At 64.3% G+C, this 17196-nt stretch carries 18 protein-coding genes; 9 read left to right on the forward strand and 9 right to left on the reverse strand.

The annotated features are described in order from the left end of the window. Positions 1–37: 37 nt before the first annotated feature. Positions 38–319 carry a hypothetical protein gene (locus EWV37_RS00755; protein ID WP_202976165.1) on the forward strand — a complete coding sequence of 94 codons (282 nt, stop codon included), beginning with the start codon at positions 38–40 and terminating at the stop codon, positions 317–319. Continuing rightward, positions 319–1293, forward strand: coding sequence for an SURF1 family cytochrome oxidase biogenesis protein (locus tag EWV37_RS00760; protein ID WP_129699427.1), 975 nt, complete (start codon positions 319–321; stop codon positions 1291–1293). The genes EWV37_RS00755 and EWV37_RS00760 overlap by 1 nt, the downstream gene beginning before the upstream one ends. 4 nt (positions 1294–1297) lie before the next feature. Here EWV37_RS00760 and EWV37_RS00765 read toward each other — a convergent pair whose 3' ends face one another. Next, positions 1298–2896, reverse strand: coding sequence for an ABC-F family ATP-binding cassette domain-containing protein (locus EWV37_RS00765; RefSeq protein ID WP_129699428.1), 1599 nt, complete (start codon positions 2894–2896; stop codon positions 1298–1300). A gap of 112 nt (positions 2897–3008) precedes the next feature. On the opposite strand from EWV37_RS00765, the gene EWV37_RS00770 reads away from it, so the two are divergent. The 4 genes from EWV37_RS00770 to ypfJ all read left to right on the forward strand — a co-directional run bounded on the left by EWV37_RS00770 (position 3009) and on the right by ypfJ (position 6169). Beyond that, a complete protein-coding gene (locus tag EWV37_RS00770) occupies positions 3009–3641 on the forward strand; it encodes a biotin transporter BioY (protein ID WP_129699429.1) in 633 nt (210 codons plus the stop codon). Between the two features lie 3 nt (positions 3642–3644). Then, positions 3645–4418 (forward strand): energy-coupling factor ABC transporter ATP-binding protein, encoded by a 774-nt coding sequence (locus EWV37_RS00775; protein WP_129699430.1) that lies wholly within the window; start codon positions 3645–3647, stop codon positions 4416–4418. Continuing rightward, entirely contained in the window at positions 4415–5035 is a 621-nt protein-coding gene (locus tag EWV37_RS00780; protein WP_095797885.1) for an energy-coupling factor transporter transmembrane component T family protein, read from the forward strand. Before EWV37_RS00775 ends, EWV37_RS00780 begins: the two co-directional genes overlap by 4 nt. A 204-nt stretch (positions 5036–5239) precedes the next feature. Beyond that, positions 5240–6169 carry a KPN_02809 family neutral zinc metallopeptidase gene (ypfJ, locus tag EWV37_RS00785; RefSeq protein ID WP_129699431.1) on the forward strand — a complete coding sequence of 310 codons (930 nt, stop codon included), beginning with the start codon at positions 5240–5242 and terminating at the stop codon, positions 6167–6169. 12 nt (positions 6170–6181) lie between these two features. Here ypfJ and EWV37_RS00790 read toward each other — a convergent pair whose 3' ends face one another. After that, a complete protein-coding gene (locus tag EWV37_RS00790; RefSeq protein ID WP_129699432.1) occupies positions 6182–6829 on the reverse strand; it encodes a response regulator in 648 nt (215 codons plus the stop codon). Further along, entirely contained in the window at positions 6826–7974 is a 1149-nt protein-coding gene (locus EWV37_RS00795) for a sensor histidine kinase (RefSeq protein ID WP_129699433.1), read from the reverse strand. The genes EWV37_RS00790 and EWV37_RS00795 overlap by 4 nt, the downstream gene beginning before the upstream one ends. 162 nt (positions 7975–8136) lie before the next feature. Between EWV37_RS00795 and EWV37_RS00800 the strand changes: the two genes are divergently transcribed. Beyond that, the gene (locus tag EWV37_RS00800) at positions 8137–8631 is read left to right on the forward strand and encodes a DUF6326 family protein (protein WP_129699434.1); all 495 of its coding nucleotides are present in this window, start codon (positions 8137–8139) and stop codon (positions 8629–8631) included. A 364-nt stretch (positions 8632–8995) separates the two neighbouring features. Here EWV37_RS00800 and EWV37_RS00805 read toward each other — a convergent pair whose 3' ends face one another. From EWV37_RS00805 to EWV37_RS00830, 6 genes are all read right to left on the reverse strand, one after another. Further along, positions 8996–10243, reverse strand: a complete 1248-nt coding sequence (locus EWV37_RS00805; RefSeq protein ID WP_095798092.1) for an alpha-hydroxy acid oxidase — start codon at positions 10241–10243, stop codon at positions 8996–8998. Between the two features lie 167 nt (positions 10244–10410). After that, positions 10411–10770, reverse strand: a complete 360-nt coding sequence (locus EWV37_RS00810; protein WP_095797880.1) for a metal-sulfur cluster assembly factor — start codon at positions 10768–10770, stop codon at positions 10411–10413. Between the two features lie 36 nt (positions 10771–10806). Continuing rightward, positions 10807–11568 carry a Fe-S cluster assembly ATPase SufC gene (sufC, locus tag EWV37_RS00815; RefSeq protein WP_095797879.1) on the reverse strand — a complete coding sequence of 254 codons (762 nt, stop codon included), beginning with the start codon at positions 11566–11568 and terminating at the stop codon, positions 10807–10809. A 45-nt stretch (positions 11569–11613) separates the two neighbouring features. Then, entirely contained in the window at positions 11614–12918 is a 1305-nt protein-coding gene (gene sufD / locus EWV37_RS00820) for a Fe-S cluster assembly protein SufD (protein WP_095797878.1), read from the reverse strand. Position 12919: 1 nt separating this feature from the next. Then, positions 12920–14395, reverse strand: a complete 1476-nt coding sequence (sufB, locus tag EWV37_RS00825) for a Fe-S cluster assembly protein SufB (protein ID WP_095797877.1) — start codon at positions 14393–14395, stop codon at positions 12920–12922. Next, positions 14388–15155, reverse strand: a complete 768-nt coding sequence (locus tag EWV37_RS00830) for a helix-turn-helix transcriptional regulator (protein ID WP_238662976.1) — start codon at positions 15153–15155, stop codon at positions 14388–14390. Before EWV37_RS00830 ends, sufB begins: the two co-directional genes overlap by 8 nt. 204 nt (positions 15156–15359) lie before the next feature. Here EWV37_RS00830 and EWV37_RS00835 point away from each other — a divergent pair, with 204 nt between their 5' ends. Together EWV37_RS00835 and EWV37_RS00840 are read left to right on the forward strand one after the other, a co-directional pair. Then, positions 15360–16358, forward strand: a complete 999-nt coding sequence (locus EWV37_RS00835; protein ID WP_380098538.1) for an ABC transporter ATP-binding protein — start codon at positions 15360–15362, stop codon at positions 16356–16358. Continuing rightward, positions 16355–17137 (forward strand): ABC transporter permease, encoded by a 783-nt coding sequence (locus EWV37_RS00840; protein WP_129699435.1) that lies wholly within the window; start codon positions 16355–16357, stop codon positions 17135–17137. Before EWV37_RS00835 ends, EWV37_RS00840 begins: the two co-directional genes overlap by 4 nt. The last annotated feature ends 59 nt before the right edge of the window (positions 17138–17196 follow it).

Consider the following 17196-nt stretch of genomic DNA (forward strand, 5'->3'; position numbering starts at 1 on the left):
GCACCGAACGTCAGTCACACCAAGGAGTAATGGCACCGTGGAATTTGATCTGCTGGGTTCCCTGAGTCCCAACGGGGGCTCCCCGAAACCGGCCAAGGACTCCACGGAACATCCCGAAGTTCCCCAGTGCTCCCGCCGCGGCTGTGGCCGCGACGCCCAATGGCAACTGCTCTGGAACAACCCCAAGGTGCACACGCCCGACCGCCGTAAAGTGTGGCTCGCATGCGATGACCACCGCGAATACCTGAGCGATTTCCTGACCCAGCGTGATTTCCTCAAGGCCACCGAGCCGTTCAAAGCCTCGGAGGACCAGGTCTGATGCGCAAGTACTCGTTCCTCTTCTCCGGCACCTGGATCGGCTGGTTCCTCATGTGCGTGGTCGCCGCCATCGTGTGCGCGTTCCTCGCTCAGTGGCAGATGTCCCGCAACGATTACTTGGTCGTGGAAAACGACAAGATCGAAAACAACTACGACGCTCCCGCACTCAGCCCCGCCGAGGGCCTCCCCCTGTTCGAGGACTATGACGAGAGCCAGACCTGGCAGCCGGTGACCTTGGAAGGGCAATATCTGCCTCAGGACACCACGCTCGTCCGCAACCGCCCGCAGGACGGTCGCGTGGGGTACGAAGTGCTCGTTCCCTTCCGCGCAGACGATGGTCGCACGGTGGTCATCAACCGCGGGTGGATCCCCACCGGCGACGGCGCCAACGGCCTCCCCGGGGTGGTGCCCCAGCCACCGTCGGGCGAGGTGACCGCCACGGTGCGGTTGCGCCCGGGTGAAGACGCCGTGGACCGTGGCGCACCCGAGGGGCAGATCGCGTCGATCAACCTCGAACAGTTCAATGAGCGGCTGGACTACCCGATAGCCACCGGTGGTTACGGCCTCCTCGCATCGGAAGACCCGCCCGCCGCTGAACGACCGGCGGCCCCGGCCAAGCCCGAAATCAATTACGGCCCGCACCTTTCCTACTCTCTGCAGTGGTATGCGTTCGCGTTCCTGGTGTTCGTGGCCTTCGGTTACGCAGCCCGGCAGCACGTGCGCAACGAGGAATGGGACCGCGCCTACTCGGCCGAGGTCCAACGCAAGCTGGCGCAGTACTACGACGCCGAGGGCAACTACACCGGCGACGTGGACGAGGAACTGATCATCCGCGAGCTTCAGATGGCCGACGACATGCCCGCCCACCTCAAGTCTCTGTACCGGCCCAAGAAGAACCGCCGAACCAACGCCGTGACCAACGAAGACGAAGAGGACGCCCTGTTGGACGCTCTCGAGTCCCAGCGACGGAGCTGACGGCCTAGGCCAGCGAGATCAGATCCTGGTACTCCTGGCTCCACAAGTCCTCGATGCCGTCCGGCAGCATGACCACGCGCTCGGGCTCAAGTGCTTCCACCGCGCCCTCATCGTGGGACACCAGAACCACGGCGCCCTCGTAGTTGTGCAGCGCGTTGAGGATCTCCCGGCGCGAGGCCGGGTCCAGGTTGTTAGTGGGCTCATCGAGCAGCAGCACATTCGCCGACGACGCCACCAACGTTGCCAGCGCCAATCGCGTCTTCTCGCCACCGGAGAGCACGCCGGCGGGCTTATCGACGTCGTCGCCCTGGAACAAGAACGAACCGAGGATGGTGCGCACCTGGGTGTCATGGAGTTCCGGTGCGGCGGTCTTCATGTTTTCCAGCACGGTGCGGCTGGTGTCCAGGGTGTCGTGCTCCTGCGCGAAGTAACCCAGCTTGAGCCCGTGTCCGGCGATCACCTTACCGGTGTCCGGTTCGGCCTGGCCGGCGAGCATGCGCAACAGCGTGGTCTTACCGGCACCGTTGAGGCCGAGCACCACCACGCGGGAACCGCGGTCGATGGCCAGATCCACGTCCGTGAAGATCTCCAGCGAGCCGTAGGACTTGGACAGTCCCTCCGCGGTGAGCGGGGTCTTGCCACAGTCGGCGGGCTTAGGGAAGCGGATCGCGGCGACCTTGTCCTGCTGGCGCTCGCCTTCGAGTCCGGCCATCAAGCGTTCGGCGCGGCGGATCATTTGCTGGGCGGCCACAGCCTTGGTGGCCTTGGCGCGCATCTTATTGGCCTGGTCCATGAGGACACCGGCCTTCTTCTCCGCATTCTGGCGCTCGCGTTTGCGGCGGGCCTCGTCCTGTTCGCGCTGCTGGAGGTAGTTCTTCCACGACATGTTGTACACGTCGATCACGCAGCGGTTCGCGTCCAGGTACAGCACCTTGTTGACCACCATGTTCATGAGCTCAACATCGTGGGAGATCATGAGCACGCCGCCCTGGTAGTTCTTCAGGAACTCGCGCAGCCACACGATGGAGTCGTGGTCCAAGTGGTTGGTGGGCTCGTCCAGGAGCATGATGTCCGCGTCCGAGAACAGGATACGGGCCAGCTCCACACGACGGCGCTGACCACCGGAGAGCGTGTGCAACGGTTGCTCGAGCACGCGCCCGGGCAGATTCAGGTTGCTCGTGATGGTGGCGGCCTCGGACTCAGCGGCGTAACCGCCACCGGCGAGGAACTCGGTCTCGATGCGATCGTAACGTCGCATGGCTTTGGACCGCACGGCGTCGTCCTCGGAAGCCATGTCCTGCTCGGCCTGACGCAACTTGGCCGTGACCCCGGCCAGGTCGCGGGCGGAGAGGATGCGGTCGCGAGCGAGCTGGTTCATATCGTCGACCTTGGGGTCCTGTGGCAGGTAGCCGATGGTGCCCGTACTCGTCACGTCCCCGGCGGCCGGTAATGCCTGACCCGCGAGGACCTTGGTCATGGTGGTTTTGCCTGCTCCGTTGCGGCCCACCAGGCCGACCTTGTCCCCGCGATCCACCCGGAAATTGACTTCGTCCATGAGCAGGCGAGCTCCGGCGCGCAGTTCGAGGTTTGTAACGGTGATCAAGAGGGAGAGGCCTTTCCAAAGACATGAGGGGGCAAACGAGATGCCCCGAACCTGCGGGGCACCGACCCAGTCTAGCCGCGGTAGCCCGCTGGCTGAACTAGACTCCGTGAACATGAGCGAAACCACAGGTTCCCCCCGGAAAATCAACTCCTTCGACCTAGCCAATATCGCGGTTTTCGCCGCGCTGACCAGTGTTCTGGCGTTGGCCCCGGCCATCCCCGTGGGCGTGCTCGGGGTGCCCATCACCCTCCAGACCCTCGCCGTATTCCTGACCGGCATGATCCTGGGTGGCTGGCGCGCGTTCCTGGCCATCGCCCTATACGTGGTGGTTGGTCTGCTGGGCGTGCCGATCTTCGCGGGTTTCGTGGGCGGCCCGGGCGTGCTGGCCGGTCCCTCGGTCGGTTATCTGCTCTCGTTCCCGTTGGCCGCCGCCCTGGTCGGCTTCTTGGCGCACCGTTCCGTTCGTGAGGAACGCGTACGACGCCGCTCCGGCTCCACCTCCGCCACGCCCGACAAGCGCCGCGGGCTGGGTATCAAACTGTTCCTGGCCGGTGTGGCCGGACTGATCCTGTCCCACGTGCTGGGTGTCATCGGCATGATGCTGGTGGGTGGCCTGAGTTTGAACGCCGCGGTGATCGCTGACTTGGCGTTCATTCCCGGTGATCTGATTAAAGCTGCCGCCGCCGCGCTGATTGCCGTGGCCGTGCATCGTGCCTTCCCGCGCATGGCCGGGGCCGTTCTCTAATACATGACTCGCAAGTCAGGATCGTCTCGCTACGACCCCCTGGTGCCCGAAGCATCCCCGGGGTCGTTCTACTGCGCCAACGTGACCCTCACCGTGGACTCCCCCACGGGACCGTTCACTGTGCTCGACCGTGTCAGTTGTGAGTTCAGGGAACCGCGCACCGCGGTGATCGGTCTCAACGGCTCCGGTAAATCCACCCTGCTGCGGCTGTTCAACGCACTGGTGGTGCCGCAATCCGGGGTGGTTCGGGTCAACAGCATCGACCCTGTGGCATTCCCCCGGGAGGCGCGTGCGGCGGTGGGTTTTGTGTTCACGGATCCGGCGTCACAGATCCTCATGCCCACTCCCATCGAGGACATTGAGCTGTCGTTGCGCCGCCACGTGCCCGATCGCCAGGAACGGACCGAGAGGGCTCGCGAGTGGTTGGTCCGGATGGGGCTGGAGCACCGTGCTCACCACAGTGTGTTTGATCTCTCCGGCGGTGAGCGGCAGCTCGTCGCGCTCTCAGCGGTGCTGGCCGCCGAACCCCAAGTGTTGATCCTGGATGAACCCACCACACTGCTGGACCTGCGGAATCAGCTCAAACTCATCGATCTGCTCGACAACCTGGGGCAACAGCAGCTGATCAGCACCCATGACCTGGATCTGGCCTCAACTGCACAACACGTAGCCGTGGTGCACGAGAGCCGGATCATTGCTCAGGGGCCGCCGGCCGAGATGATTCCCCAGTACAAGAACTGGTGCGCCAACGGCTTCGCGGATTGGCAATCTTTATGAGACGAAAGGTGCGTCGCGACGACCTCCTGGGAACCTACGTCCCCGGGCGCTCCCTGTTGCATCGCTGCCCCCTGGCCCTGAAGGCCGTGCTGATCCTGGGGCTGTGTATCACGGTGATGCTGATCCGTGACTGGCAGTTCTCGCTCGCGGTTTTGGCGCTCACCGGGCTTGCGTCCGTGGTGAGCGGGCTGGGACTGCACCGCTGGGCGGCGTCGTTGCGTCCGCTGCTGTTCCTGGTGATTCTGCTGGGCGGTTACCACCTGATTTTCAACGGGCCGGCTCGGGCGGCGTCCATCGTGCTGTCCTTACTCGCGGTCGTCAGTCTCTCGCGATTACTCATCAGCACCACGCCGCTCCCCCGACTCATCGACGGCCTGGTGTGGCTGTGCACCCCGCTGTCGTGGTTCGGGGTCAACACCGAGCGCATCGGTTTGGCGGTATCACTCATGATCCGCTCGGTCCCCTGGCTGTTCGGTTGCCTGGGCGAACTGCGCGACGCCGCCACCGCCCGCACCATCCGGGCCAACCCCGTCCGCCTGGTCACCCCCGCAACCATTGCGACCGTGAACTACGCGCATCAGACCGGTGAGGCGCTCGCGGCCCGCGGGTTGGATTAACCCGAGGAGCGCGCGGCGCACCATTTCATCCGGTGCTCTCACCAATATCAAGCCCATTTTCGTCAGAACACCGGACCACATGGTTCTAGACGCGGGTGGTCGCCTCGTTGTCTCGCCCATGCTCGGAACCGTGACCGGGCGGCGTCGTAAATTTCTGACGCGCGACACGACCGGAAACGCACGGGTGCGACTTATGCTTCCCTCATGAGTTTCAATGACAACTCGCGACTGGATACGTCGCAGGTAGGGTCCGGCGGCGGACGCGGTGGCCGTGGCGTGGCGGTCGGTGGTGGCCTGGGCGGCATCATCCTGCTGGTCGTGGCGGGTTTGCTGTTCGGCCAGGACGGCATCGACATGGTGACCGGTGGTGGCCAGCAGCAACAGCAGCAGGGCTCGATCACCAGCGTGGAGGAACAGGACCGCGAGCTGGCCGAACGTTGCCAGACCGGAGCCGATGCCGATCGTTACGACGACTGCCGTCAGATCGCCACCGTCAACTCCCTCAATGAATTCTGGGGTGCCTACTATCCCGAGGCCACCGGCGAACGGTACCAGCGCCCCGGTGTGATGCTCTACGAAGGTGTGGAACAATCCGGCTGCGGCCAGGCATCGGCTGCGGTGGGCCCGTTCTACTGCCCGGCCGACACGTCCGTGTACCTGGACGTCGGCTTCTTCGACCAGATGCGCGAGAGCTTCGGTGCGAGTGCCAATGCCCTGGCGCAGGAGTACGTGATGGCGCACGAGGTCGGCCACCACATCCAGAACCTGCAGGGCAACTTGGGTATTGCCCAACAGGACCCGCAGGGTGCCGACTCCGGTGCCGTGCGGGTGGAGCTGCAGGCCGACTGCTATGCCGGCATGTGGGCCCACCACGCGTCCCAGCCCGGCGGCAGCGTAAGCCTGGAACCGATCACCAAGGAACAGCTGGCCGACGCGCTCAACGCTGCAGAGGTCATCGGCGACGACCGGATCCAGGAAACCACCCAGGGCCGGGCCAACCCCGAGTCCTTCACCCACGGCTCCTCGGCGCAGCGACAGGCTTGGTTCCTGACCGGCTACCAAACCGGTGACATCAAGCAGTGCGACACCTTCCGCGCCCGCAACCTGGACCGCCCGGCGGGGTTGCAGAGCTAGTCGTTGCGATCCTCACGTGCGGCCGGTCTCATGAGCCCACATCGCGAGTTCGACCCGATTACGTGCGTCAAGCTTGCGCATGAGGCTGGCCAAATGGGTCTTCACGGTGCTGGGACTGATGTGGAGCTCGTCCGCGATCTCGCTGTTGGTTCGGCCGTGCGCCACCGTGAGGAGCACTTGCTCCTCACGCGAGGTGAGCGGCTCTATCGGTTGCGCGGGCGACTCCTGATGCGACCGTGCAAACGTGGCGAGGAGGCGGACCGTGACGCTCGGAGCAATCAGAGCATCACCGTCTGCTGCCGCGTGAATCGCCTGGGACAGCAGCACGGGACCTGCATCCTTGAGTAGGAACCCTCGAGCACCGGCCTTCAACGCGCCATGGACGTACTCGTCCAGGTCGAAAGTGGTGATCACGACGATCGGCAGGGGGTCGGCGACCTCCGGTCCGGCGAGCTGGCGCGTGGCTTCGATTCCGTCCATGAGTGGCATGCGGATGTCGAACAGGCACACGTCCGGGCGCAGCTCACGCGCTAGACGAACCGCCTGTCGCCCATCGCTGGCTGCGCCCACGACCTCGATGTCCGGCTGGGCGTTGAGCAGCATGGTCAGGCCGGTGCGCACGATGTCCTGATCGTCGGCAATGAGTACCCGAATGGTCATGGGGAAACGCCCTTCTTGGGCAGCGTCGCTTCGACTCGCCAGCCACCGCTCGCGTTGGGGCCGGCGTCGAACGTGCCACCCAGCAGCTTGACGCGTTCGCGCATGCCGACCAGGCCGTAACCGGATGGGTTGCCGCCGACCGTGCCCAGAGCGCCGTCGTTATCTACCGTTAACTGCACATGCTCGGCGTCGCCGACGACGCGCACGGCCACCCGCGTCGCATAGCGTGCGTGCCGTCTCGCGTTCGTGACGGACTCCTCGGTCAAGCGGTAAAGCGCCGCCCCGACCGCCGGGCTGAGATCGTCGAGATCACCGGACAGCTCGATGTCGATCTGTGGCCCTCCGTCAGTTTCACCCGTGAGCTGCCCCAGGTCCGCCACGCCCCGGCGTGGCGCCAAGTCCGCGCCCTCAGTGGTGCGCAGGACACCGACCATGCTGCGCAACTCGGTCAGGGTTCGCGAGGCGGCCTCTTCGATGACGGCAAGGACCTCGGTGGCACGCTCGGGGTGGGACGTGGCGACGGCCCGGCCGGCCTGGGCTTGGATGACGATCCCGGAGACGTGGTGGGCGACCGTGTCGTGGAGATCCCGCGCCAGCTGTTCGCGCTCCCGAGCTTTGGCCTGGTCGATGTCCCGGGCACGCGTATACGCGTAGTAGCGAATGGCAGCGCCCAGGGCTGCGGCGAACAGGAAGAAGGCGAAGGCAGCCACCGCATCCGGCGTACTGGTCGCGTCAGCGACCCTGGTGATACCCAACCAGACCAGGATGACCCCCAGTCCGATCGTCGCCTCGCGGCCGGATCCCCAGCGGAACAACGCGTAGGCCAAGACGAGCACGCCCGAGATGCTCCCCGGCAGATAGGCCGCCTCGCCGGTGAGGATCCTCGCGACGTCGAAGGCGATCAGCGTTCCGAAAGAAATAGCAACTGTCGCCAGTGGGTGAGTGCGGCGCCACCACAGGGGCGTGAGGATTACGAACATGGCGGGGAGCACCAGCGGGAGCGGGAGAAGGTCCTGGCGGAGCACCACCTCCACCACAGTCCACGCGACGAACACCGCGAAGAGTGCCCAGTCCCGCCACACCCTCTGAGGAGGGTTCGCCTGTCGAGGCTCGGCCCACAACGCGTGCAGCGCCTTGGTCACCATTCATCCAGTCTAGAGACAGCGCGGCAGGGGCGGATCGGCGGAAAGTACGAGGGCCTCGCCGTGCCATCGGCCGGGCCAACTCCGACCTCCGGGCCGATGTGCCCGCCGACGGACTCAGCGACTCTGGAACTACCGATCCACACCACCACAACGGAGCCCGTCATGAGAACACATCACCCCGCCACCGCCTTGGACGAGCAGCGCGTCCCGGTCAGATTCAAGCTCGCTGCAGCGTGGACCAGCTTCATGTTCCTGTACGTCTACGTGGACATTCTCGCGTTCTACAAGCCCGGAGTGGTCACTGACATCCTGGCGGGCACCGTCTGGCGACTCGACATCACCCAGACCTGGGCCATCACGGCGCTGTCTCTCTTGGCGATCCCGATCTTGATGGTCGTCCTGTCGACAATCCTGCCCGCTCGGGCCAGTCGCATCGCCAACTTGATTGCCGCCTCGGTACAAATCCCCTTCGCCGCTTTCAACGCGGTGGGCGAGTTCGGCGGGTCCTGGATATATTTCTACAGCCTGGGAGTCGCACTGGAAGTCATCCTTCTCATCCTCGTCCTGCGGTACGCCTGGACCTGGCCCCGCACCCGGCCGGCCGCGACCAACGCAGCCATGTCCGCCAGTCCGGATCGAGATGTCGTTCGCGCCTAGTAGCAAGCGTGAGCGCGAGAACAGCCCGTCCAGTTCGAAACCGACATTCACTACGACGTCGCACGGGGGCCTCCCAGGGCCCCCGTCGGCACGTCGGTCCGGCCAAACCGGACGACTGTTTCGTCGAATCCGCCAGTGCAGCAAATCCAATGTGAGGGAAATGCAGTGGAGCAGTCTCAGGGGAGGCAAACGTCGAATCCTCGCCGAATCTGTGCAGCTTCCTCACCTCACGCTTCGCAGCTACGTTTTCCTCCCCTGAGACTCCGCACTCCAAGGCCTCTGCTCAAGCCTCACTCTGTCAGCCCTGAATCCTCAGAATGGAGGCTCAGAAGACGGCAATCTCAGTCGAACCAGTCAGCCGAGGTCAGTCCAGGAGGGCTCGCTCATCTCGGGAGGTGTTCAGCCACGGCGCTCGCATGCAGTCGGGGCCGAGGTCCGCGATGGAACCGGCGCCCATGAGCAGCATGTTGGTGCGGATCTGCTTCTCCAGCAGCTCGATCGCCCTGGTCACACCCTGCTGTCCCCCGGCCATCAGGCCGTAGAGGTAGGCCCGCCCGATCAGCACGAAGTCCGCACCCGCACACAGGGCCGCCACAACATCGGTGCCGGACATGATGCCCGAATCCAGAATCAGCGGCACAGCCGGACCGACTTCCGCGCGGATCTCCGGCAAGCTCGTCAGCGTCACGGGCGCCCGATCCAGCTGGCGGCCGCCATGGTTGGACACGATCAACCCGTCGGCGCCCACGCTCATGGCGCGGCGAGCATCCTCGGCGGTCAGGATGCCTTTGACGAACAACTGCCCGTCCCACTCCTCGCGGATCCACGCGAGGTCCTCCAGAGACAGGCTCGGATCGAACATCTTGCCGATCAGCTCCGCCACCATGTGGGATGTGTCCGCCAAGGACGCGAACTTCAGAGAGTCGGTCGTGAGGAAGTTGAACCACCACTCGGGCCGGTAGGAAGCATCTAGGACGGTCTTGGGTGTCAGCTTGGGCGGGATGCTCATGCCGTTGCGGTCATCGCGCAGCCGATTTCCGGGCACGGGAGTGTCCACGGTGACGATCAGGTTCGTGTACCCGGCGGCCTTGGCCCGCACGATCAGTTCGCGTGAGGCCTCGTGATCGCGCCACAGGTACAATTGAAACCAGCGGGCGGCATCGGGGGCGGCGTCGCGGACTTCTTCGATCGAACGGGTACCCATCGTCGAGAGCGAGAACGGGATCCCGGCCTCGGCAGCCGCCTTCATTCCCCCGATCTCACCCTCGCTGTGCATGAAGCGGGTGAAGCCGGTGGGCGCGATCCCGAACGGCAGGGCGCTGCGGTACCCGGCGATCTCCGTCGAGAGGTCCGCCTCAGCGGTGCCGTGCAGGATTCTGGGCAGCAGCTCCACGGACTCGAAGGCCTCGCGGCTGCGCTTGTACGTCAGTTCCAGGCCGGCCGCGCCGTCCACGTAGTCGAACGCGGGCTTGGGGGTACGACGCCGCGCAATCGCCCTGAGTGCCTCGATATCGGCAGCCTTCGCGAGCCGAGCGGCCCTGCGGTCAGGATTGAACTTGCCGAACTGCATGAGCGGCTTGAGTTCGGAAATTTGGGGCAGTCGTCGTTCCACGGCCACATCCTCTCGTAGATCACGTCTTTGAATCCGAACCTAACACCGGAGGTACCGGGAGGCAGGAAAGGAAGCGAGCGGCGTCGTCGTCGAAAGAACCAAAAGCCCGGGCACGCGAAAGGGCACGAGGTCAAAGACCCCGCGCCCTCGCGCTGCTGAGAACCGGACTAGATGTTGAAGCCCAGGGCGCGCATCTGATCGCGCCCGTCCTCGGTGATCCGCTCGGGACCCCACGGCGGCATCCAGACCCAGTTCACGTGCCACTCGTCAATGATGGTTCCCAGGTTCTGCGAAACCTGTTCCTCGATCACGTCCTGCAGCGGGCACGCTGCCGTGGTCAGGGTCATGTCCAGGCGCAACGAATTGTCGTCCTGGTAGACCAGGCCGTACAGCAGGCCCAGGTCAACAATGTTGACACCCAGCTCGGGGTCGATCACGTTTTCCAACGCGGTCTTGACCTCGGCCAGGGACGGCTGACCGTTGGGGCCCGGGGCCTCAGTGGTGACTGTCTCGGTGGTTTCGCTCATATGGAACCCTCCTCAAGCGAAGTGGTGGAAAGCTGGTTACTTGGCCACGCTCATGTAGCGGTCGTAGCCTTCTTCTTCAAGGCGATCGGCCAACTCGGGGCCACCCTCGTCCACAATGCGGCCGTCCGCGAAGACGTGCACGAACTGCGGCTTGATGTAGCGCAGGATGCGGGTGTAGTGGGTGATCAGCATGATGCCGGTGTTCTGCTCGGTGAGCGCACGGTTCACGCCTTCGGAGACGACCTTGAGAGCATCCACGTCAAGACCGGAGTCGGTCTCGTCCAGCAGAGCGATCTTCGGGCGCAGCAGCTCCAGCTGGAGGATCTCGTGGCGCTTCTTCTCGCCGCCGGAGAAGCCTTCGTTGACGTTGCGCTGGATCATGGCCGGATCGATCTTCAGCTTCTCCATGGAAGCCTTCATGTCCTTGGTCCAGGTGCGCAGCGAGGGAGCCTCGCCGTCGATGGCGGTCTTGGCCGAACGCAGGAAGTTCGAGGTCGTCACGCCGGGGATCTCGACCGGGTACTGCATGGCCAGGAACAGACCGGCGCGGGCGCGCTCGTCCACGGACATCTCCAGGACGTTCTGGCCGTCCAGGGTCACGGACCCGGAATCGACCTGGAACTTGGGGTGACCGGCAATGGTGGAAGCCAGAGTGGACTTACCGGAACCGTTGGGGCCCATGATCGCGTGCACTTCACCGGAATTGATGGTGAGGTTCACGCCCTTGAGGATGGGCTTGGTGGTCTCGTCGTCCAGGATGACGGACGCGTGGAGGTCCTTGATCTCCAATACAGACATGTGGTGATTCTCCTTGGGTAAAAGTGTGTGTGGGCGGTCTACGAGTCAGTTCTCGTGACGCGCGAGCTCTTCTTCAACGCTGTTACGCAGCTGTTCCTCGATGGACTCCACGCCGATCTGCTGGATGATCTCGAACAGGAAGCCACGAACCACCAGGCGGCGGGCGTCTTCCTCCGGGATACCGCGAGACATCAGGTAGTAGAGGTGCTCATCATCCAGCTGACCCGTGGTGGATGCGTGACCGGCACCGGCGATCAGGCCGGTTTCGATCTCCAGGTTGGGAACGGAGTCCATGCGGGGTCCGTCGTTGAGGATCAGGTTGCGGTTGAGCTCGTAGGTGTCGGTGCCCTCGGCCTCGGCGCGGATCAGGACGTCGCCCACCCACACGCCGTGCGCGTTTTCGCCCTGCAGTGCGGACTTGTAGGTCACGCGGGAGCGGCAGCGCGGCTGCGAGTGGTCCACGAACAGACGCGACTCGAGGTGCTGGCCCTCGTCCACGAAGGTCAGGCCGTACATTTCCACGTTGCCACCCTGGGCGGCAAAGCGGGTCGACGGCGTGACGCGCACCAGATCTCCACCGAGAGAGATCAGCACGTGCTTCAGGGAACCGTCACGCTGGATCTTCGCCTGCTGAGCGGACGCGTGCACCGAGTTGTCGTCCCATTCCTGGATCGACACGACGGTCAGCTTGGAGCCCTCGCCCACCTGGAACTCGACGTTCTGGGACAGCACGGCCTGGCCGCGGTGCCGCAGCACCACCAGGGCGCTGGAGTTGGCACCGGTCTCGATCACGATGTGCTGAGCCGCCGGGTCCATCGACGAACCGTTGATGTCGACCAGCAGCGGCTGATCGGCCTCGACGTTGGCCGGGACGGAGATGACGGTGGCCTCGGAGAAGGCGCTCCACGCGTTGGCGGAAACACGATCCTCCGGGATGCCTGCCTTACCGATGCGAGCGTCGTCGCGCCCCACGGTGGTCACGGTGACTTGGCCCTCGCCCGAGACGACCTCGACGGCGGGTGCCGCACCGGTCAGCTCAGTCTCGTCCAGGCCCTTGAGGCGCTTGAGCGGAGTGAACCGCCAGTCCTCGAGCTTGGAGGTCAGCTTGGGGAATTCTTCCACCTTGTAAGAGGAGAAACGGCCCGCGCGGGAGGAGTCCGGGACACCGGAGATGTCACCGTGCTTGGTGTGCTTGATCTCCGGCTCACCGGCCTGGTTGCGGCCCTCCTGGAGGACCTCACCTTCCTGGCTCATGCCCGGAATGGCAACGCGATCCTCACCCGTGGGGACACCGTCCACCTTGTCGGCGGCTTCTTTACCGTGTCGTACGGTCTGGTCGGTTGTGGACATATCAGCCAACGGATCCTTCCATCTGCAATTCGATCAAGCGGTTGAGTTCAAGGGCGTACTCCATGGGCAGCTCGCGGGCGATCGGCTCCACGAAGCCGCGCACGATCATGGCCATGGCCTCTTCTTCGGCCATACCGCGCTGCATGAGGTAGAACAGCTGCTCCTCGGACACACGGGAGACCGTGGCCTCATGGCCCATGGTGACGTCGTCCTCGCGGATGTCCACGTACGGGTAGGTGTCCGAACGGGAAATGGTGTCCACCAGCAAGGCGTCACACACCACGTTGGACTTGGAGTGCTTGGCACCCTCACGCACCTGGACCAGACCGCGGTACGCGGAACGGCCACCGTTACGAGCCACCGACTTGGAGACGATGGAGGATGAGGTGTTCGGAGCAATGTGCACCATCTTGGAACCGGTGTCCTGGTGCTGGCCCTCGCCGGCGAACGCGATGGACAGGGTCTCACCGCGAGCGTGTTCACCGGTCATGTAGACGGCCGGGTACTTCTGGGTGACCTTGGAGCCGATGTTGCCGTCGACCCACTCCATGGTGGCACCCTCGTGTGCAATGGCGCGCTTGGTCACCAGGTTGTACACGTTGTTGGACCAGTTCTGGATGGTCGTGTAGCGAACGCGAGCGTTCTTCTTGCAGATGATCTCCACCACGGCGGAGTGCAGGGAGTCCGTCTTGTAGATCGGCGCGGTGCAACCCTCGATGTAGTGAACGTAGGAGTCCTCATCGGCAATGATCAGGGTGCGCTCGAACTGGCCCATGTTCTCCGTGTTGATACGGAAGTAAGCCTGCAGCGGGATGTCCACGTGAACACCCTTGGGCACATACACGAATGAACCGCCGGACCATACGGCCGTGTTCAGCGCGGCGAACTTGTTGTCGCCCACCGGGATCACGGTGCCGAAGTACTCCTCGAAGAACTCCGGGTGCTCCTTCAGCGCGGTGTCGGTGTCCATGAAGATGACGCCCTGGCGCTCCAGGTCCTCACGGATCTGGTGGTAGACCACCTCGGACTCGTACTGAGCGGCCACACCGGCAACCAAGCGGTTACGCTCGGCCTCGGGGATGCCCAGCTTCTCGTACGTGTTGCGGATGTCCTCGGGCAACTCTTCCCACGAACCGGCCTGCTGCTCGGTGGAACGCACGAAGTACTTGATGTTGTCGAAATCGATGCCGGACAGGTCCGCGCCCCACGTGGGCATGGGCTTGCGGTCGAAGAACTTCAGGCCCTTCAGGCGCAGGTTGAGCATCCACTCGGGTTCGCTCTTCTTGCCCGAGATATCACGGACCACATCGGCGTCAACGCCGCGGCGTGCCGAGGCACCGGCGTCATTCTTGTCTGCCCAGCCGTACTGGTACTGGCCGATCCCCTCGAGCTCCGGGTTCATTTCCAGGATCTCGGAGATCACGGTGTCTTCTGGCTTGTTACCCGCGGTGTCTGCGGGAACGGTGCGCTCAGTCATGACAACCCTCCTTGTCGTGCGGTTGTTGGTTAGTTGTGGTGGTCGATGCCGTTGAGCGGCGCTGCAACGGTACGTGTGTGGTGCAAACATGCGCACCGGCGGCCATGGTCGACAGCCTGCGCACGTCCACGCCCAGCAACTGGGCGATCATGGACGTTTCCAGTTCGCAAAAATCGGGGTATTCCGTGGCGATTTCACGCACGGGGCAGTGGCCCTGGCACAGCTGGGCCGAGCGCATGCTCACGCCCTTGGGACCTCGGGGGGTCACCACGGTGTGGGAGGCGGCAAAGCCATCACGGCTCATTTCGGCGGTCAAGGCGTTGAGGCGATCTTCGACGTCGGGCCCGGCCGCGTTGATCACGGGACGGTACCTTTCCGACATCTCTTGGATGCGTTCGGCCACGAATTCGTGGACCAGTTCTTCGCCGCCGGTCTCCTCAAGGGTGTGCATGGCCTTACGAGCCAGGCTGAGGTAGTCGTTACCGAGTTGGTCGTGGCCTTCCGCGGCCACCACGTAGCGGCGCGCCGGACGACCGGCACCGCCCTGGGTGGTGCGGACCAGTGACACTTCAATGATCTGTTCGGCCTCGAGGGCGTCCAAGTGCCTGCGCACAGCAGCCGGAGTGAGCCCCAGATCCTTGGCAATCTGCGCCGCGGAGACGGGACCGTGAGCAAGCACCAGAGACAGCACCCGCGAACGAGTGGTCTCGTCGTGGTCTGCGCGCACCGGAGTGGCGTGTTCCGTTGCTTGGGAACTCATACTGTGTGGGACATCCTCAAGATTGATTGCGTTGCGGGCCTTGTCGATGCTCGGCCTCTGGTCACGATCCACACCTGGGCGGATCTGCAATACACAACAAGGATATGCGCTAATCCATTCCCAATCCAACACGGCCCTCCGATCCGCGAATGGGAGCCGTCTCACACGAGAGGTTCGGGTGTCACCGCATAGACTGTCGTGGTGCTGAACCACCCTGCTCCCACACAGTCTGCACCGGATTTCGACGCCGGTTCCCAGGTTCCGGCTCTCCACATCACGGATCTGTCCAAAAAGTTCGAGCGCAGGGGTCGGCAGGTGCACGCGGTGCGCGGGCTCAGCATGGCGGCCCACCGCGGGCAGGTCACTGCACTCCTGGGAGCCAACGGCGCCGGCAAAACCACCACATTGCAGTGCGCTCAGGGTCTGTTGCGCCCGTCGTCGGGCACCGTACGGCTGCTGGACGAAAACCCGTGGCAGGCCTCGCCAGAACTGCGTGCTCGCGTGGGCGTCATGCTGCAGGACGGTGGACTCCCCCAGGCCGTGCGCCCCATGGAATTACTGCGCCATGTGAGCCGGCTGTACAAGGAACCCCGGCCGGTGAACGAATTGGTCGATTTATTGGGTATCGAGCCGTTCGCCACCACCTCGATCCGGCGCCTGTCCGGTGGCCAGCGCCAGCGCGTGGGACTGGCCGCCGCGCTCATCGGCCGCCCCGACGTCCTCTTCCTGGACGAGCCCTCCGCGGGTCTTGATCCCCAGTCGCGTCAGATCGTGTTCGACCTGATTACCCAGTTACGCGATGCCGGCACCTGCATCATTTTGACCACCCACCTCATGGACGACGCCGCTCGGCTGGCCGACTACGTCTACATCGTTCATCACGGCTCGGTCGCCGCGCAGGGAACGGTGGCGGACCTGGTCAGCGCGGAACAGCACGCGCCCGTGGTCATGACCGTGACGTTGCCCGAGGCCCGTGCTAGGGACTTGCGCGAGCGCCCACCGTGGCAGGCAGAGTCCTTCCGCGACATTGAATGGACCGTTAAGGACCGCACCGTGACACTCACGGGTGAACTTACGGCACCCCAGATTCGCGACATCACGGAATGGGCCACCCTGGATGATTCCGTTCCCGAAGCCCTCAGCGTGCAGCCCCGTTCCTTGGAGGACGTGTTCTTGGAAGTCTCAGGAAGTGATCCCCGATGAGCACTCTGGCCCCAGCCGCTCAACAGTCCACTCGCGCCGCGAGCCTACCCACCCGGGTCGCGGCACAAGCCCGCTACGAGACCGTCACCATGGTGCGCAACGGGGAGCAGTTCCTGCTGCTCATCATCCTGCCGATCCTGGCACTGATCGGTCTCACGGTCACGGACCTGCTCGATTCGTTCCGGCCCGACGGCGCCACCCGCCTGGACGTTGCCGTGCCCGGCGTGCTCGTGCTGTGTGTGATCTCCAGTGCGTTCTCGGGCCAGGGCATCCAAACCGGTTTCGACCGCCGATACGGTGTGCTCCGCTACCTGTCCACCACTCCCTTGGGCCGCGGCGGCCTGATTGCCGGAAAACTGCTCGCCATCATCGTGGTACTGGCCCTGCAGTACATCCTGATCGGCGGCACTGCCGCACTCATGGGATGGCGCCCGGACCCACTGGCCGTGCTCGGCTCCATTCCATTTCTGCTCCTCGTGGCTGTGGCCTTCACCGGAGTGGGCATGCTGATCGCCGGCACGCTGCGCGCCGAGGCCACCCTGGCGATCCTCAATCTTGTGTGGGTCGCGCTTGCCGCCGGTGGAGGCGTGCTGTTCCCCACCTCCGCGTTGCCGGGTTGGATCTCCTGGCTGGTCGATCTGCTGCCCTCCGCTGCCGCGGGTGAGTTGCTCCGCAGCTGTTTCTTGGCAGGCCAGTTCGCCCTACTGCCCGCTCTGGTTCTGGCCGTCTGGGCAGTGCTCAGCTGGGCCGCGACTGTGAAGTGGTTCAAGTGGGTTTAGGCCCACTCTGCTGTTCAAACCGCTGGGCGCTCCCTTGCGTGCTTCGAGGCCCAGGCTGA

The organism is Kocuria carniphila, assembly GCF_004136555.1.
GTDB lineage: Bacteria > Actinomycetota > Actinomycetes > Actinomycetales > Micrococcaceae > Kocuria > Kocuria carniphila.

Excerpts from the sequence above, each read along its gene's own strand:
- EWV37_RS00760 (WP_129699427.1), top strand. The coding sequence starts at position 319 with ATGCGCAAGTACTCGTTCCTCTTCTCCGGCACCTGGATCGGCTGGTTC.
- EWV37_RS00770 (WP_129699429.1), top strand. The coding sequence starts at position 3,009 with ATGAGCGAAACCACAGGTTCCCCCCGGAAAATCAACTCCTTCGACCTA.
- EWV37_RS00775 (WP_129699430.1), top strand. The coding sequence starts at position 3,645 with ATGACTCGCAAGTCAGGATCGTCTCGCTACGACCCCCTGGTGCCCGAA.
- EWV37_RS00780 (WP_095797885.1), top strand. The coding sequence starts at position 4,415 with ATGAGACGAAAGGTGCGTCGCGACGACCTCCTGGGAACCTACGTCCCC.
- ypfJ (WP_129699431.1), top strand. The coding sequence starts at position 5,240 with ATGAGTTTCAATGACAACTCGCGACTGGATACGTCGCAGGTAGGGTCC.
- EWV37_RS00790 (WP_129699432.1), bottom strand. The coding sequence starts at position 6,829 with ATGACCATTCGGGTACTCATTGCCGACGATCAGGACATCGTGCGCACC.
- EWV37_RS00795 (WP_129699433.1), bottom strand. The coding sequence starts at position 7,974 with ATGGTGACCAAGGCGCTGCACGCGTTGTGGGCCGAGCCTCGACAGGCG.
- EWV37_RS00800 (WP_129699434.1), top strand. The coding sequence starts at position 8,137 with ATGAGAACACATCACCCCGCCACCGCCTTGGACGAGCAGCGCGTCCCG.
- EWV37_RS00810 (WP_095797880.1), bottom strand. The coding sequence starts at position 10,770 with ATGAGCGAAACCACCGAGACAGTCACCACTGAGGCCCCGGGCCCCAAC.
- sufC (WP_095797879.1), bottom strand. The coding sequence starts at position 11,568 with ATGTCTGTATTGGAGATCAAGGACCTCCACGCGTCCGTCATCCTGGAC.
- sufD (WP_095797878.1), bottom strand. The coding sequence starts at position 12,918 with ATGTCCACAACCGACCAGACCGTACGACACGGTAAAGAAGCCGCCGAC.
- sufB (WP_095797877.1), bottom strand. The coding sequence starts at position 14,395 with ATGACTGAGCGCACCGTTCCCGCAGACACCGCGGGTAACAAGCCAGAA.
- EWV37_RS00830 (WP_238662976.1), bottom strand. The coding sequence starts at position 15,155 with ATGAGTTCCCAAGCAACGGAACACGCCACTCCGGTGCGCGCAGACCAC.
- EWV37_RS00840 (WP_129699435.1), top strand. The coding sequence starts at position 16,355 with ATGAGCACTCTGGCCCCAGCCGCTCAACAGTCCACTCGCGCCGCGAGC.